16 protein-coding genes are annotated in these 16,803 nt (G+C 58.0%); 10 read left to right on the top strand and 6 right to left on the bottom strand.

The annotated features are described in order from the left end of the window. Positions 1-7: 7 nt before the first annotated feature. The 6 genes from MCRY_RS06425 to MCRY_RS06450 are packed head-to-tail and all read right to left on the bottom strand — an operon-like array spanning position 8 to position 7,082. Positions 8-574, bottom strand: coding sequence for a histidine phosphatase family protein (locus MCRY_RS06425; RefSeq protein WP_085628662.1), 567 nt, complete (start codon positions 572-574; stop codon positions 8-10). After that, complete coding sequence (locus MCRY_RS06430) at positions 575-1,636, bottom strand: ABC transporter ATP-binding protein (RefSeq protein ID WP_085628663.1); 1,062 nt, start codon at positions 1,634-1,636, stop codon at positions 575-577. After that, positions 1,633-3,864, bottom strand: coding sequence for an ABC transporter permease (locus tag MCRY_RS06435; protein WP_085628664.1), 2,232 nt, complete (start codon positions 3,862-3,864; stop codon positions 1,633-1,635). Before MCRY_RS06435 ends, MCRY_RS06430 begins: the two co-directional genes overlap by 4 nt. Further along, the gene (locus MCRY_RS06440) at positions 3,865-4,890 is read right to left on the bottom strand and encodes an ABC transporter substrate-binding protein (RefSeq protein WP_085628665.1); all 1,026 of its coding nucleotides are present in this window, start codon (positions 4,888-4,890) and stop codon (positions 3,865-3,867) included. A gap of 60 nt (positions 4,891-4,950) precedes the next feature. Next, a complete protein-coding gene (locus tag MCRY_RS06445) occupies positions 4,951-5,424 on the bottom strand; it encodes an NUDIX hydrolase (RefSeq protein WP_085628666.1) in 474 nt (157 codons plus the stop codon). Continuing rightward, positions 5,421-7,082 (bottom strand): Na/Pi cotransporter family protein, encoded by a 1,662-nt coding sequence (locus MCRY_RS06450; RefSeq protein WP_085628667.1) that lies wholly within the window; start codon positions 7,080-7,082, stop codon positions 5,421-5,423. The genes MCRY_RS06445 and MCRY_RS06450 overlap by 4 nt, the downstream gene beginning before the upstream one ends. 168 nt (positions 7,083-7,250) lie before the next feature. Between MCRY_RS06450 and MCRY_RS06455 the strand changes: the two genes are divergently transcribed. From MCRY_RS06455 to ugpC, 10 genes are all read left to right on the top strand, one after another. Next, positions 7,251-8,066 (top strand): DeoR/GlpR family DNA-binding transcription regulator, encoded by an 816-nt coding sequence (locus MCRY_RS06455; protein ID WP_085628668.1) that lies wholly within the window; start codon positions 7,251-7,253, stop codon positions 8,064-8,066. Between the two features lie 54 nt (positions 8,067-8,120). Further along, positions 8,121-9,095, top strand: a complete 975-nt coding sequence (phnD, locus tag MCRY_RS06460; protein ID WP_085628669.1) for a phosphate/phosphite/phosphonate ABC transporter substrate-binding protein — start codon at positions 8,121-8,123, stop codon at positions 9,093-9,095. 66 nt (positions 9,096-9,161) lie between these two features. After that, complete coding sequence (gene phnC / locus MCRY_RS06465; protein WP_085628670.1) at positions 9,162-9,956, top strand: phosphonate ABC transporter ATP-binding protein; 795 nt, start codon at positions 9,162-9,164, stop codon at positions 9,954-9,956. Continuing rightward, the gene (phnE, locus tag MCRY_RS06470) at positions 9,953-10,768 is read left to right on the top strand and encodes a phosphonate ABC transporter, permease protein PhnE (RefSeq protein ID WP_085628671.1); all 816 of its coding nucleotides are present in this window, start codon (positions 9,953-9,955) and stop codon (positions 10,766-10,768) included. The genes phnC and phnE (MCRY_RS06470) overlap by 4 nt, the downstream gene beginning before the upstream one ends. Continuing rightward, entirely contained in the window at positions 10,768-11,583 is an 816-nt protein-coding gene (gene phnE / locus MCRY_RS06475; protein ID WP_085628672.1) for a phosphonate ABC transporter, permease protein PhnE, read from the top strand. Before phnE (MCRY_RS06470) ends, phnE (MCRY_RS06475) begins: the two co-directional genes overlap by 1 nt. Before the next feature lie 5 nt (positions 11,584-11,588). Further along, on the top strand, positions 11,589-12,485 hold the full coding sequence (locus tag MCRY_RS06480; protein ID WP_238939642.1) for an HAD-IIA family hydrolase: 897 nt from the start codon (positions 11,589-11,591) through the stop codon (positions 12,483-12,485). Positions 12,486-12,585: 100 nt separating this feature from the next. After that, positions 12,586-13,896, top strand: a complete 1,311-nt coding sequence (ugpB, locus tag MCRY_RS06485; protein WP_085628674.1) for a sn-glycerol-3-phosphate ABC transporter substrate-binding protein UgpB — start codon at positions 12,586-12,588, stop codon at positions 13,894-13,896. 54 nt (positions 13,897-13,950) lie between these two features. Then, entirely contained in the window at positions 13,951-14,832 is an 882-nt protein-coding gene (ugpA, locus tag MCRY_RS06490) for a sn-glycerol-3-phosphate ABC transporter permease UgpA (RefSeq protein WP_085628675.1), read from the top strand. A gap of 17 nt (positions 14,833-14,849) precedes the next feature. Then, positions 14,850-15,686, top strand: coding sequence for a sn-glycerol-3-phosphate ABC transporter permease UgpE (gene ugpE / locus MCRY_RS06495; protein WP_085628727.1), 837 nt, complete (start codon positions 14,850-14,852; stop codon positions 15,684-15,686). A gap of 4 nt (positions 15,687-15,690) precedes the next feature. Next, positions 15,691-16,689, top strand: a complete 999-nt coding sequence (gene ugpC / locus MCRY_RS06500) for a sn-glycerol-3-phosphate ABC transporter ATP-binding protein UgpC (protein WP_085628676.1) — start codon at positions 15,691-15,693, stop codon at positions 16,687-16,689. Positions 16,690-16,803: the final 114 nt, after the last annotated feature.

Below are 16,803 nucleotides of genomic sequence, written 5' to 3' on the forward strand. Positions count from 1 at the left end.
GAACAGGTCAGGCGATCGGTTTCCAGCCGTGATCTGGACGAAGGGACGTCAGATCAGCGGTCCAGTAATGCCCCTGTCCCGGTTGATCGTGGGCGCGGTCGATGGCCAATCCTTGAAGCTGGCAATAGAGCAGGGTGCCGACAGCGCCATGTGTGGCAATGGCCAGATCGCCGCCGGTGTGTTGTGAGGCGATGTCTTGAACCGCGCGAACGATCCGCGCTTGGGCGTCAGTGGCGGTTTCCCAGCCGTTGAAGCTAGTATTGGGGTTGGCAAAGAAGGCATTGGCGGCAGCCTCAAACTGTGGCGGCGGAAGAAAGCCGGTTGCGCGTCGGTCGTTCTCGCCAAGGCGTGCATCCACGGCGATGGGCAAATCACGAGATCTGGCAAGAATGTCTGCCGTGTCGCGCGCCTTTGTTTCGGCACTGGACCAGATATGCGTGACTGCCGCCATCTGATCGGACGCGGCAAAAAGGGCGGCGCGATGTCGACCTGTTTCGTTCAACCCCCAATCATGAACGGGCACTTCTGGATCAATCGTGACCTCTGGATGCGTGATGATCAAAAGGCGTGGCATCTATTCGGGCAAAAGTACCGGGCCCTTTGCGGCAAACCCCATCCGCACTTCGGTCCCCGGTTCAAGAGGCGTGTCGACGTTTTCATGCACGGCGAAGACCTGACCGAATTCACCTGTGAGCGTGTACTCCATGCGCACACCGACATAGGTTGCCTTGGCGACGGTGGCTGGCACACCGTCACCTGCATCGATCACCAGACGTGACGGTCGCACGGCGATAGTGGCCGCACCGGGTGACAGGCCGCGCGAGGGCAGGGTGTGGCGATAGCCCTCGATCTCGATGGTGGCCATGTGTCCATCGACTGAGATGATATTGCAGGCGAGCAGGTTCGCCTCGCCAATGAAGTCGGCAACGAACCGGTCATTGGGCGCATCGTAAAGCTGCCGGGGCGTTCCCATTTGTGCAATGGCGGCATTGCGCATCACGACAATTTCGTCCGAGACGGCCAGTGCCTCTTCCTGATCGTGGGTGACATAAACCACGGTCAGACCGAGGTCTTTCTGGATCGCGCGGATGTCTTCGCGGACTTGGCGGCGCAGTTTTGCGTCGAGGTTAGAGAGTGGTTCGTCGAAGAGAAGTACCTGCGGTTCCAGAACCAGCGCGCGGGCAACGGCCACGCGCTGTTGCTGTCCGCCGGACAGTTCGGAGGGCAGGCGGGTGTCAAATCCTTTAAGCCCCACCAGGTCCAGCCCTGTCAGCGCCCGGCTGCGGGCCTCATCCTTGGCAAAACCGGAAAAGGTGAGGCCGTACATGACGTTCTCCAACACCGTCATATGTGGAAACAACGCGTAGGACTGAAACACCATCGACACGTCACGGTCCGTTGCGGGCAGCTTGGTCACGTCGCGGTCGCCAATCAGGATCTTGCCCGAAGTCGCCATCTCAAGGCCTGCGATCATCCGCAATGTCGTTGTCTTGCCGCAGCCGGACGGGCCAAGCAGGGTTACGAGTTTCCCGGCTTCGACATGCAGGTCGATATTGTCGACGGCGCGGACATCTTTGCCAAAGACTTTTGAGACGCCGTCAAAGCGGACAGGTGCGGCTTTCGATTGAATCGTCATGTCGGCTCCTCCTGAGACGTGGTCCGGGACTGGCTCATTCGTCGCCCGATCTGAACCCGACCCACCAGCAATTGCAGCAAGCCAACGGCTGCCAACATCACGAAAATCAGCGTGGTGGAATAGGCGATTGCGAGGCCGTAGTCGTTATTCTCGACCCGCCCGATGATATAGCTGGTGGCCATGTCGTATTCGGCCGAAACAAGAAAGATCACGGCCGAGATCGCGGTCATTGCCCGCACAAAGCTGTAGACCAACGCGGCAAGGATCGCCGGCCGCAGCAACGGCAGGATGATCCGCCGAAAGGTCTGCCACGAGTTCGCACCCAGAGTGAGCGAAGACTCGTCAAGGCTTCGGTCGAGTTGAGACATGGACGCAATACCCGCCCGAACGCCAACCGGCATGTTGCGGAAGATGAAACTGATCACAAGGATCACACCGGTTCCGGTGATCTCGATGGGCGGTACGTTGAAGGCAAGGATATAGCTGACGCCGATCACCGTTCCGGGGATGGCAAAGGACAGCATCGTGCCAAATTCAAAGGCGTTCTTGCCCGCAAAGCTTTGGCGGGTCAGCAGGTAGGCCGTCACCAGACCTACCGCGGCTGTGAGCGGGGCGGCAATCGCGGCGATGGTGATGGTGGTCCAGAAACTGTCCCAAGCGGCACCGGTCCAGCGGATGCCTTCCTCCTCAAAACGTACGGAGAACGCGGTCACGTAGTGCTTGAACGTCAGCGAATTGTTGACGCCCCAAAGCTCTACCACGCTGCCATAAATGATCATCGCATAGACTGCAGCGGTGAACAGTGCCCAGCCTAGGGCAACAATCATCACCGGAATGGCAAGGCCGTTGGGCATCAGCGGATGCACCCCTGAATCCCCTTTGCCAGTGACGGTGGTGTAGCTTTTCTTACCGAGCCACATACGCTGCGCGTAAAACGCCGACAGGGTGAAGAACAGCAGCACGATCGCCAACACGGCGGCGCGCCCTTGGTCATACTGGGCACCTACGATGGCAAAGAAAATCTCGGTCGACAGAACGTCGAAATTGCCGCCCAGAACCAGCGGATTGCCAAAATCGGCCATGCTTTCGATGAAACCTAGCAGGAAAGCATTGGCCAGACCGGGGCGCATGAGCGGCAGGGAGACCGTCTTGAACGTCTGCCACCGGTTCGCGCGCAGGGTTTGCGCGGCTTCTTCCATTGACGGCGAGACCCCTTCGACCACGCCGATCAGCACCAGAAAGGCGATGGGCGTGAAGGCAAGGGTCTGGGCGATCAGGACGCCGGGCATACCATACAGCCAGCGTGTGGGTTGCATCCCGAACAGCTCTGCAAAGTACTGGGTGACGGTTCCGGACAATCCGAACAGAAGGATCAGCGCGAGGCCGATCACGAAGGGCGGCGTGATGATTGGCAATACGGTCAGGGCGCGCAGCGCACGCTTATAGCGAAAGCCAGAACGGGTGACGACCAGCGCAAACGCAAGGCCAAGCGCTGTGGTGATGAAGCCCACCATGATCGCAAGGAAGAGCGAGTTCCAAGCGGCGCCACAGCGTGCACCCCATAAGCATCCGAGCCCCCACAAGCGGTCGTCGAAGAACTTGGCAAAGAAGACCGAAATAGAATAGGCGCCGTCCTCTGTCACAAACGCGGCGAACAGCATTTTTGCGATGGGGAAGAACACGAAGGCGGTCACGATCGTGATGACGCCGCCAATGGCGCTGACCACGAACACGTCACCATTGATTGCACCCCGTGCGGCGATGCCTTGGGTCAGAAGAAACAGAAAGGCAGAGGCACAGATCATCGCGCCGTAGCCCATGCCGAATTGGCGCAGGCGGATGTCGCCAAAGAGCGACGCCAGCCAATCGTAGTTAAAGCCTCGGATACCAATCGAGAAGCCCTGCGCGATCAACCAGCCAAAGCCCAAAGCGCCGGACAGGATCAAAATGCCGGAATAAAGCGGGTCGGACTTGACGCGGCCCAGCACCAGAATGGGCAGGGTCAGTGGGATGAGAAGTGGGGCAAGCCAGATTTTCTCGCCTTGTCCGATCAGAAAGGCGGCTGGCGCATAGTCGGCATCGAAGGGATAGCCACCGAACAGCCATTCGAACGACCAAAGGCCGTCCTCCACCATGTACCAAGGCAGAAGGCAGTAGCCGACCCACCCGGCGACGATCCAGAAGATCAATGCCGGGTGGGTGGTCTTATCAGTCGTAGAAGCGCGCACTTACTGCGGCAGGGTCGAGACGTCTTCGTCCCACTTCTGCAACAGCCGCTTACGTTCGTCGGACGATCCGTACTTCTTGAAGTCGTAGTTGATCAGTTTGATCGTCGACATGTCCGGCGCGCTGTCCGAGGTTTGCGCGCCCTTGTTGGACGGGACCTGGAAGGCGTTGACCTGAAGCGCGAGGTTCTGCGCGTCTGCACTCAGCGCCCAGTCGTAGAAGGCCTTGGCTTCGTCTTCGTTGCGCGCCCCGTCGATGATGGACATGGAGCCGATCTCATAACCCGTGCCTTCGCAAGGGGCCACAACCTTGATCGGGAAACCTGCGACGGCCTGTGCCACGGCGTCATGCATGAAGACGATGCCGATGGTGCTTTCGCCCCGGCCCGCCGCCTTGATCGGGGCAGAGCCCGACTTGGTGTACTGGTTGATATTGGCGTGCAGGCCTTTCATGAAATCGAACCCTTCGTCCTCGCCGAAGATCTGCACCATGGAGGCGAGCGTGGTGTACGCAGTGCCTGACGAATTCGGGTTCGCCATCTGAACGTGGCCCTTGTATTCGGGCTTCAGAAGGTCTTTCCAACACGCCGGCTCGGGCAGGTTGTTGGCGGCCAAAAGGTCGGTGTTGTAGCCATAGCCAAGCGCACCAGAATAGATGCCGATGGTTCGGTTGCCCGCGCTTTCGGCTTGGGAAATGGCCCAGTCATGCAATTCGCCCCGCATCGGCGAGACATATTCCATGGTCAGACCTTCTTCGGCGGCCTGCAAATGGGGGTCGCCCGTGCCGCCCCACCAGACGTCACCCTTCGGGTTCGACGACTCGGCGCGGATCTGCGCAAAGGTTTCGCCCGAGGATTTCCGGGTCATGTTCACGTCGATGCCGGTTGCGTCTTCAAAGCCGCGCGCCATCAGTTGGCACCACTCTTCCTGCGCCGAACAATACAGCGTCAGTTTCTCGGCTTGCGCCGCGGACATCGACGCGGCCAGCGCGATGACAGTCCCGAGGGCTGTTGTGGTTAATTTCTTCATTACGTTTCCTCCCATTGAGTTCAACTTGCCCGGGTTTCCCGGTGTTTTATGTGCTCGACGTTATGCCGATTTTCGCATGTCCTCGATTGCGGCGATCGTGGTTCGCTTGTCAGCGACATCGCGAAGAAGCATCGCCAGTTCTTTTTCTTCGACCAGTTTCGCTGCCTTCTTGGGCGAGAACCAATGCCGCTTTCTTTGTTTGCTTTCTTTCCAGCGGCGTTTCAGTTTTTCGACAACCATCGGATAAAGTGTCACGCGGCAGGGGGTCTTCGTGCCGTCGTCCATACGCTTGTCGTAATGATAGTGGCCAATCGGTGTGTCCGAGATAAACCCGATAGCCCCGGCCTCTTCCAAGGCTTCGATTTCGGCGGCGCGCCACGGCTTGGTGCCGTCCATTTGCCAGCCTTTGGGCATCACCCAGCGTCCCCGGTCCCGCGATGTGACCATGAGAACGCGCAGTTTGCCGTTCTTGTCCCAATGCACTGGAAGCGCTGCGATCTGGTCGGTCACCGGTGTCGCCTTAGCCTTGCTCATGCCGAACCTCCAACGCTGCGGGGGCGGGCAAGGCGGCTTTCAAGCAGGTCGCCGGTTTCTTCGGCGATGGGATAGGCGACATAGGTCAGCGCGGCGTTGATCTGTTTGAGCACGCGCAATGTTTCCTGATGGATATTGGTCGTTTCGACACTGGCAATGGCCCCGCGTTGCAGGCGCTTTAGGTGGCGTTCCTGAAGCTTTTGTTCCTCGATGCGGATGCGATCCTTTTCAGCCACAAGTTGCCGCGCGGCTTCGGCATCTCCGGTGGTCAGAACGCTGAGAGCAAGTTGGCCATTGGTGACGATCTGATCGTGAAAATGCGCGATGTCCGCAAGACCTTCATCGGAAAAGGTGATGGCTTCATCCGACATCTTCTTGGCCAATCCGACAAGATTCACCGCAATACGGTCAGCGGCTTCTTCAAGGCTGTTGGCCATCGCCACGATTTCCAGGGTCTTTTTGTCCTGTTCCGGTTTGATGTTGGTTTCGCGCAAGCGCGAGACATAAATCTTGGTCTCGAAATGCATGCGGTCGATCTCGTCTTCGCGGCGTTCGATCATGCGCGCTTGTTCCGGATCCCAGTCGCGGAAAAGGTGCATCACTGACAGCAGAATAGCCTGCACGGTTTCCGACATGCGCAACAGTTCGCGCTGCGCACAGGCCAAAGCCAAAGGCGGATGGTCAAGTGCATCCGGGTCCAGCGCGCTGAGCGAGGTCGACTCTGGCATGCTGTGACGAGGGAGCGTCGCGTTGGCGAGGCGGGTGATTGGTGTAACAAGCGGGAGTGCGACCAGAAGCAGCGTTCCGTTCAGCAAGATGTGCAGTGCCACCACCTGCTGTGCTGCACCAGCGCCCAGCATGCCCAGATCGACCGACCCGCTGATCAGAACGATCAGGAAGACCAATGTCATGCTGCCGCGCGCCACAAGATTCCCCAGCGCAATCAACCGGGCGGGACGTTCCGCTGTCCACAACAATGCAAACGGAATGGCAGCCCCGCCAAGGTTTGCGCCAATGACCAGCGCCGCAGCCACAGGGGCGGTGATCAGACCTGTTGCAGCGAAGGTGGCAAAGGTCAGAACAGCGGCAAGGCTGGAATGCATCGCCCAAGTCAGCACTGCCCCAAGCACATATGCGCTGACGAGGTCATCTCTGAAATAGCTTGCGATGCTTTGGATGATGGCGTTGTCGCCAATGGGTGCCGTCGCTTCGCGGATCATGCCCAGCGAAATGAACACAAGCGCGAGGCCGATGATGATGCGCCCGACTTGTTTGGTCTTGCGGGAATGCGCCTTGAAGAACGCTGTGACCCCGATCAGAAGCGCGAAAGGAAGAACTGCGTCGACCGGCAGGATCAGCACACGGGTCATCAGGGCAGAGCCCAATTCAGCGCCCAAAACCAAGGCGAGCGCGGTATGGGGGGCCAACATTCCTGATACCGCAAAGCCTGCGCTGATCAGGGCGACGGCCGTAGCGCTTTGCATGATCATTGCGGCAAAGCTCCCACCGGCCGCGGCGGATACCGAATTCCCCGAAAGGCGTTTCAGGCCTGATTTGAGCTCGGGCATGAAAGCGCGTTCGACACCGGTTCGGATCAGCCGCGTTGACCACATCAGCAACGCGACCGCCGCTGCAAGTTGTGCTGCGAGGACGATCATTTTGGAATGTCCGTACCAGCGTAGTGCCGAAGCATATCGAGCGATGCACCTTCCATGGTTTGGTGTTTGTAAAAATCTGAGCACTCTGATGAGGCTTATGCAACAAAAATATTTGCAAAATGCAGGAAAGACCACAAAACTGGCAAAACATTCGAGTCGGGGCGACACATGTCAAACACAGAAACTCAGGACTTCAATGCAGAGACCGGACCCGTCCGGCTCAAGAAGTCCGATCGCCGTCGTCAAATCCTACTCGAGCTAAAGTTGCGTCCTCACGTGCGCATCAGCGAGCTGGCGCGCCGTTTCAACGTCTCGACCGAGACCGTGCGACGTGATGTTGACGCGCTTTGCGATGATGGCCTGATCTCGCGGGCGCATGGGGGCGCTTCGGCCCCTTCGCAGGGGCATTATCCGGGTCTGGATGAACGCACCAACGCACATATCGAAGAACGCGAACGCATCGGCCTCAAAGCTGCCGAATTGGTGCAGGATGGTGAGACGGTGATGATCGATTCCGGGTCCACCACCATTCAGCTTGCGCGGGCTTTGGCCTTTCGTGGCACGCAATGCACGGTGATTACGAACTCGATCCCGGTTGCCATGACAATTGGCCATGGCGCACCCGAAGTGCTGTTGTGTCCGGGCGAATATCTGGCTGCGGAATCGGCGGTGATCGGGACCGAAACGCTCGAGTTTCTGGCGCGCTTCAACGTGGATCGCTGTATGATTGGTGCATCGGGCCTGTCTTCGGAAGGTCCTTCGGAGACGGTGCGTGGCTTTGCTGCGGTCAAGCGGATGATGCTCAGCCGGGCTGCCAAACGGCACCTGCTGATCGACTCGCGCAAATTTGGCCGCAAGGGGTTGGCCCATGTGGGAGAAATGGCTGACCTCAATTCCATCGTCGTGGATGCGCGTCCGAAAGGAGACCTGTTGGCGGCGCTGGACGGGGCAGATGTGGAGGTGATCGTCGCCCGTGACGCATGACTAGAAGACAACGTTAAACGGCGAAAAACGCCGCATTCTTGGGAGGAAAGACACATGAAACTGGATATCAAACTCTTGTTGGGCGCATCGGCACTTGCCTTGATGTCGTTTGGCACGACGGCGTCCGCACAAGATTGTCCGCGTGGCGATCTGGATGATCGTTTCTGCGACGTCGACGGTGATCTGCTGGCCGATACACCGACTGACCCGGCAGATCTTGTTGACCCGGACACGCTCATCTTTGCGTACACTCCGGTGGAAGACCCTGCGGTCTACAAAGAGGCGTGGTCGGATTTTCTGACTCATTTGGAAGCTGAAACCGGAAAGTCGGTTGTTTTCTTCCCGGTTCAGAACAACGCGGCTCAGATCGAGGCAATGCGTTCGGGACGTCTGCACATCGCGGGCTTCAACACCGGGTCCAACCCGCTGGCCGTGAACTGCGCAGGTTTCAACCCGTTCACCATCATGGCGTCGGACGACGGCAATTTTGGCTATGAGATGGAAATCATCACGTATCCCGGATCGGGGATCACATCCCCCGCAGACATCAAGGGCACGCAGTTGGCGTTCACCTCGCCCACATCCAATTCGGGCTTCAAAGCACCGTCTGCAATTCTGAAGGCGGAATTCGGCCTTGAAGCCGAACGCGATTTCGAGCCGGTTTTCTCGGGCAAGCATGACAACTCCATCCTCGGGGTGGCCAACAAGGATTACCCGGCCGCCGCGATCGCCAACTCGGTCATGAGCCGGATGATCGAGCGCGAAGTGATTACGCCTGATCAGGTCACCTCGATCTACAAATCGCAGACCTTCCCGACCACTGGTTTCGGCACGGCGCACAATCTGGCACCCGAATTGAAAGACAAGATCAAGAACGCGTTTTTCAATTTCGAATGGGAAGGCACATCGCTCAAGGCCGAGTTCGAAAAGTCGAACGAGGGTCAGTTCCTGCCGATGACCTACAAGGAATTCTGGGACGTGATCCGCAAGATCGACGCAGCCAACGGCGTGTCTTACGCCTGCGAATAATCCAACTTTCCGACGAAAGGCAGGCCCGTCATGGGCCTGTCACATTGCCGCGTTAGGGGCCTTCTTATGCTGCGTCTTCAAAAGCTTACAAAAACATACAAGACCGGTGATCAAGCGCTGAAAGCAATTGATCTCGAAGTGCCCAAAGGTCAGGTTCTGGCCTTGATCGGCCCGTCTGGCGCTGGCAAATCCACCATGATCCGCTGCATCAATCGGTTGGTCGAACCGACAAGCGGTGCTGTGATTCTGGAGAACACGGATCTAACCAAACTTGGTCCGGGCGCCTTGCGGCGGGCGCGGCGCGAGATGGGGATGATCTTTCAGGAGTACGCGCTGGTCGAACGCTTGACGGTGATGGAAAACGTGCTTTCGGGGCGTCTGGGCTATGTCGGTTTCTGGCGCAGCTTCCTGCGACGCTATCCGCAGGCGGATGTGGACGAGGCGTTTCGTCTGCTCGACCGGGTGGGGCTGTTGCATATGGCCGACAAGCGCGCCGACGAATTGTCAGGAGGGCAGCGCCAGCGTGTCGGGATCTGCCGTGCGTTGATTCAAAACCCCAAGCTTTTGCTGGTGGACGAGCCGACCGCGTCGCTTGACCCCAAGACCAGCCGTCAGATCATGCGGTTGATTACCGAACTTTGTCGTGAACGCGGGCTGGCGGCGATCATCAACATTCACGATGTGGCGCTGGCGCAGATGTTTGTGCCGCGCATCGTTGGTCTGCGCTTCGGAGAGATCGTCTTCGACGGTGTGCCGGCGGCGTTGACTGCCGAAAAGCTGACCGAAATTTACGGAGAGGAAGACTGGGAGGCGACCATTGAAGCTGTCGAGGACGACGAAGAGGTCGAGGCCGCACAATGAGCCACCGTGAATTGGACGATATGCTGGGTACGAAGTGGCGCAAGCCGCACTTTGTCACGAACCCTGCGTTGCGATTGAGCCTGATCGTCGGGTTCATCGCATACCTAATCGCCGCCTTCATGACCATCGAGGTCGATTGGGGGCGCGTCTACGAAGGTTTGGATCGCGGGTGGCAATTCGTGTTGGCCTTCACCAAGCCCGACTTCGTGAGCCGTGCCAGTGATATCTGGGAAGGCTTGCTGGAAAGCATCGTGATGACCGTTGCCGCATCGGTCGTGGGTATCCTGATCTCGATTCCGATTGGTCTGGGTGCAGCCCGCAACATTGCGCCGCTGCCGGTCTATGTGATCTGCCGAGGGATCGTTGCGATCAGCCGCGCCTTGCAGGAAATCATCGTGGCCATCCTTTTGGTCGCAATCTTTGGATTTGGTCCCTTGGCCGGCTTCCTGACCCTGTCGTTTGCCACGATCGGTTTCTTGTCCAAGCTCTTGGCTGAAGACATTGAATCGATGGACAAGGTTCAAGCAGAAGCGATCAAGGCGTCAGGCGCAAAGTGGATGCAATGGATCAATTACGGTGTGCAACCGCAAGTCATGCCACGACTTGTTGGATTGTCCATATACCGCGTCGACATCAATTTCCGCGAGAGCGCCATCCTTGGACTGGTGGGCGCCGGCGGTATTGGCGCAACGCTTAACACGGCGTTTGATCGGTACGAGTACGACACTGCAGCGGCCATCCTGATCCTGATCATCGGGATTGTTATGGCGCTGGAATACCTGTCGGGCGTCATTCGGGCGAGGGTCCAGTAATGCCAGTGCTCGAGAAAGACGGCGCACAGATCTGGCGTCGGCACACTTTGCGCGAAAAGCTGGTGCGCTGGTTCGGCTGGCTTTTGGGGCTCCTCGTGTTCGCCATTTGTTGGCAAATCATCTCGCAATCGACCACATGGTTCTTCGTCTGGGACGCACCGCGCATCGCGAATGACATCTGGACCCGCGCGACACCGCCACGTTGGGAATACATCACCCAATTGGGTCGCCCGATCTGGGACACGTTGAACATCGCGACATTGGGCACGATCATCGCCCTGTTTCTTGCGGTGCCGGTCGCGTTCCTTGCGGCGCGCAACACAACACCCTCGGCGCTATTTATCCGGCCCGTTGCTTTGCTCATTATCGTGTCGACGCGGTCGATCAATTCACTGATCTGGGCATTGTTGTTGATTGCAATCATCGGACCCGGTGTCTTTGCCGGTGTCATCGCCATTGCGATCCGGTCCATCGGGTTTTGTGCGAAATTGCTTTACGAAGCCATCGAAGAGATTGACCACGCACAGGTCGAAGCGATCACAGCCACAGGCGCGTCGCGCTGGCAGGTTATGGCCTATGGGATCGTGCCGCAGATCATGCCCGCTTTTGCCGGTGTTGCGGTGTTCCGCTGGGACATCAACATTCGAGAATCCACGGTTTTGGGTTTGGTTGGTGCTGGCGGGATCGGTCTGCAACTGTCGTCGTCGCTCAACGTGCTTGCGTGGCCTCAGGTCAGCCTGATCCTGCTTGTCATCCTCGCGGCTGTCGTCCTCAGCGAATGGGTGTCTGCAAAAGTCCGAGGAGCGATCATTTGACGGTGATGTCGACCGAAACAGCCTTTGAGGCCTACGAGGCGGTGCGGCATCGCCTGCCGTTGGTTGCGCCATCGGGCACTGCGTTCCGACGTGCGGCAACGCTCGCGGATATCGCCGATGGGTTCGACGTGTTCCTTCTGGACGCCTTTGGTGTGCTCAACATCGGAGAGGCCGCCATTCCCGGAACCCCGGAGCGGATCAGGAACCTGAAGGCGGCTGGCAAACGCGTGTTGGTTGTCTCCAACGCGGCAGGGTTTCCTCATGCCGCGCTGATGGAAAAGTACACGCGGCTTGGATATGACTTTGCCCCGGATGACGTGATCACCAGCCGCGTGACCTTGTTGGCGGGGTTGAATGGACGACAGAACCTGCATTGGGGGCTGATGGCCACGCGTAGCACAGGCTTGCGCGATCTCGAAGATCTGAACCTCACGTATCTGGAAGAAGATCCAGCGCCCTATGATGCGGTCGAGGGTATCCTTCTGGTTGGCAGCGCCGCTTGGACGGAAGAGCGTCAAGCGCTTTTGGAGGACTCTCTGAGAAAACGCCCGCGTCCGGTGCTTGTTGGCAACCCCGATATCGTGGCTCCGCGCGAAACAGGGTTCTCGGTTGAGCCCGGTCACTTTGCCCATCGTCTGGCCGATCGCACCGGCATCACGCCGGAGTTCTACGGCAAGCCGTTTCCGGATATTTTTGATCTGGCCTTTAAACGTCTGGGGGACGTGGATCGGTCTCGTGTTTTGATGGTCGGGGATAGCCTTCACACCGACATTCTTGGGGCACGCAATATCGGGATCTCGTCCGCACTGATTGCGCAATACGGTTTCTTTGCCGGACAGGATGCCGAAAAGGCCGTTTTGGCCACTGGTATCGTGCCCGATTTCATCGTGGAGCGGCCATGACACAAAGCTGTGTCATGCCTGTTCTACCAAACGCGATATCAAATCGCGAAACTGTGGCGGCTTGCCCGCCCAAGACGTCCAGCCAAAGAGGGAAATACAAATGAAACATACGATCAGCGTTCTTGCCGCAGCGGCCGTACTGGGGTCTGCCCAGTCTGCAATGGCTCAGACCGAAGTCGAGTTCTGGCATGCCTTTACCGGTCGCCTTGGCGAACTCGTGGCCGAACAGGTCGAGACATTCAATAACGCGCAATCCGACTACACTGTGGTTGCGACGCATAAAGGGAACTACTCGGAAACGCTCAACGCCGGGATCGCCGCGTTCCGCGCAGGTGAGCAGCCGGACATTCTGATGGTGTTCGAAGTGGGCACAGCGACGATGATGGCCGCCAAAGGTGCGGTCAAGCCGGTCTACCAGGTTATGGCCGATGCAGGCGCCGAGTTTGACCAATCGAAATACATCAGCTCAGTTTCGGGCTATTACACCTCGCCGGAAGGCGACATGCTGTCTTTGCCGTTCAATTCGTCCACACCTGTTCTTTGGGTGAACCGTAACAAGCTGCAAGAGGCAGGCATTGATCCCGATACCGATCTGTCCACATGGGAACAGGTTGGGACAGTGCTGGGTCAGCTTAAGGACGCAGGCGTGGATTGTCCTATGACGACCGCATGGCAAAGCTGGATTCATCTCGAAAACCTGTCGGCCTACCACGATGTACCCTTCGCCACCCAGGCCAACGGATTTGACGGCACCGACACCGAGCTTGCGTTCAACAGCGCCGCACAGGTCGCGCATATTGGCGCGATGGGTGAATGGGCCCAGGATGGCAAGTTCATCTATGCTGGTCGTCGCAACGAAGGCGGTGCAAACTTCCGCGCCGGGGAATGTGCGCTCTTTACGGAATCGTCAGCGGGCTATGCGGGCATCAAGTCCGAAGCCCAATTCGAATTTGAAGTGCGCCCGCTGCCCTATTGGTCTGCGGTCGCAAGTGAGCCGCAGAATACCATCATCGGTGGTGCTTCGCTGTGGGTAATGGAAGGCCAGAGCGATGAGGAATACAAAGGCGTTGCTGCGTTCCTGAACTTTCTGTCCAGCCCGGAAATCCAAGCCAAGTGGCACCAGGACACCGGCTACCTGCCGATCACGTCCGAAGCCGGTGACCTGACCCGTAGCCAAGGGTTCTATGACGCGAACCCTGGCACCGATATCGCGGTGATCCAGATGACCGCCAAGGAACCGACAGCGAATTCGAAAGGCCTGCGCCTTGGGTCGTTCGACCAGATCCGTGGCATTATCGACGAAGAACTGGAAGCCGTCTGGGCTGGTGACAAGGACGCGCAAACGGCGCTCGATAGCGCGGTTGAGCGTGGCAATGCCTTGCTGCGTCGTTTCGAGCAGGCGTCCCGTTAACAACGTTTAAAGGAGAGGCTGCCCCGGACCACCGGGGCAGCCGTCTTTGGCCTTATGGAAAAGCGCGTTACGTTCAAAGGCATCTGGCTGCCGCTGCTGCTGGTCCTGCCGCAAATCCTGATCACCGCCATTTTCTTTTTCTATCCGGCGGGGCAGGCGATCTGGCAGTCGTTGTTCATCCCCGATCCGTTCGGCCTGTCCATGCAATGGGTGGGCTTGGGCAATTTCGAATACCTGTTGTCGGACCGCTATTACCGCGCGTCATTTGTGACGACGGCTGTATTCTCGATCCTTGTTACGGTCGTGTCGATGGGTGTCGCGCTGTATCTGGCTATTCTCGCCGACCGTCTGATCAAGGGGTCAGGCACGTATCGCACGTTGTTGATCTGGCCCTATGCCGTGGCACCGGCGGTGGCCGGGGTGCTGTGGCTGTTCATGTTCAACACCCGCGTCGGTGTCGTGACGTGGTATCTGGGCCTTCTGGGCTATGACTGGAACCATGTTCTGAACGAAGGCGAAGCGATGGGGCTTGTCGTCGTGGCAAGCGCTTGGGGACGCATCAGCTACAACTTCCTCTTTTTCCTTGCAGGACTGCAAGCGATCCCGAAATCGGTGATCGAGGCTGCCGCAATTGACGGCGCGCATTTCTGGACACGGTTCCGCACTATCGTCTGGCCGCTTTTGTCTCCGACAACGTTCTTTTTGTTGGTGGTGAATATCATCTACGCCTTCTTCGAAACCTTTGGCGTGATCCACACAATCACCTCAGGCGGTCCTCAGCAGGCTACGACAATCTTGGTCTACAAGGTCTATTCCGACGGGTTTGTCGGTCAGGACCTAGGTTCGTCTGCAGCGCAGTCCGTGATCCTTTTGTTCATCGTGTCGATCCTGACCGTGGTGCAGTTCAAGTTTATCGAACGCAGGGTGCATTACTGATGGCTGAACATACTGGAATGGTCGAAAAGCGCGGCGCCGGGTTGTGGCTGACCCATCTGGGTCTGATCATCGGTGTAGCCTTCATCTTCTTCCCAATCTGGCTGGCCTTCGTCGCATCGACCGTCAGCCAACCAGAAATCGTGCGGCCACCAATGCCGCTGTGGCCCGGCGACCAGTTCTTCGAGAATTACTCCAAAGCCCTGACCGCCGGGGTGAATGCGCCGGTGGCGTTGATGCTGGGCAATTCGCTGTTCATGGCTTTGGGTATTGCGATTGGGAAAATCGCGATCTCGCTACTGTCGGCTTTCGCGATTGTCTACTTCAAGTTTCCCGGCAAAAAGCTGTTCTTCTGGCTGATCTTCCTGACGCTGATGCTGCCAGTGGAGGTGCGCATCGTGCCGACCTACGAAGTGATCGCAAACTTCGGGATGCTGAACAGCTATCAGGGTCTGATCCTGCCGTTGATTGCGTCAGCGACGGCAACCTTCCTGTTCCGGCAGTTTTTCATGACAGTGCCGGACGAACTTGCCGAAGCGGCGCGGGTCGATGGGGCAGGGCCGATGCGGTTCTTCTTTGACATTCTACTGCCAATGAGCCGCACGAATATCGCGGCGCTCTTCGTCATCCTGTTTATCTATGGCTGGAACCAGTACCTCTGGCCGCTTCTGATCACCACCGATCCGGACATGAACACCATCGTCATGGGCATCAAGCAGATGTTCCCTTCAGGCGATGACATTGCCGACTGGCCCGTCATCATGGCGACCTCGATCCTTGCGATGGTGCCGCCGGTGATCGTGGTTGTCGGCATGCAAAAGCTGTTCATCCGTGGGCTTGTGGAAAGCGAGAAATAAGAAAATGGCAACGCTGACCCTTAACAACGTCAAGAAATCCTTTGGCAAAACAGACGTCATTCATGGCGTGTCCATCGACGTGCAAGATGGCGAATTCATCGTGATCGTTGGGCCGTCCGGCTGTGGCAAGTCCACGTTGCTGCGCATGGTGGCCGGGCTTGAGACCATCACCGATGGCGAAGTGCAAATCGGTGGACGGCGCGTCAATGAAGAGGAACCGATGGCGCGCGATATCGCGATGGTGTTTCAAAACTACGCGCTTTATCCGCATATGTCGGTGTTTGACAACATGGCCTACGGGCTAAAGATCGCCAAAGTGCCCCGGTCCGAAATCGAAGAACGCGTCGCTCAGGCGGCCAAACTCTTGCAGCTTGAACCCTACCTTCAGCGCAAACCGCGCGAGTTGTCTGGTGGACAACGCCAACGTGTTGCAATGGGCCGCGCCATCGTACGCAAACCTGCGGTTTTCCTGTTCGACGAACCGCTGTCCAACCTCGACGCGAAACTGCGGGTTCAGATGCGATTGGAAATTCGCGCCCTGCAACGCGAACTTGGGGTGACGGCGCTCTACGTGACCCATGATCAGGTCGAGGCGATGACGATGGCCGACCGGATGATCGTGATGAATGGCGGTATAGCGGATCAGATCGGCAAGCCGCTTGAGGTGTATGCCAATCCGGCAACTGAATTCGTGGCGGGTTTTATCGGATCGCCGCCAACGAATTTTATGACCGGTGCTCTGTTAGGCCGTTCTGCAGAGACCAAGATCGGCGTGCGCCCGGAGCACATCACGATCTCGGATGCTGACAGGTTGAAGGCGCGCGTCACCTATTGCGAAGCCCTTGGCGCGGAAACACTTGTGCATTTGATGGTCGCGGATGGGTCGAAAATCACCGTGCGGCAGGATGCCAGCCTGCCCTTGCCTGAGGAAGGCACCGAGGTGGGATTAACTTGGGCAGATGCAGATGAGATGAATTTTGACGCCACTGGTAAGCGTATCTGAAGGGGCCTTCGTTTCGGAAATTTTGCATGCGCCCTTGTCAAAAACAGTCCGATTGCACGCAATCCGCGCGACCGCCTCATTCTTAGAGCTGATGACAGGGACCAGTCTTCAGGG

The organism is Marivita cryptomonadis (assembly GCF_002115725.1).
Lineage (GTDB): Bacteria > Pseudomonadota > Alphaproteobacteria > Rhodobacterales > Rhodobacteraceae > Marivita > Marivita cryptomonadis.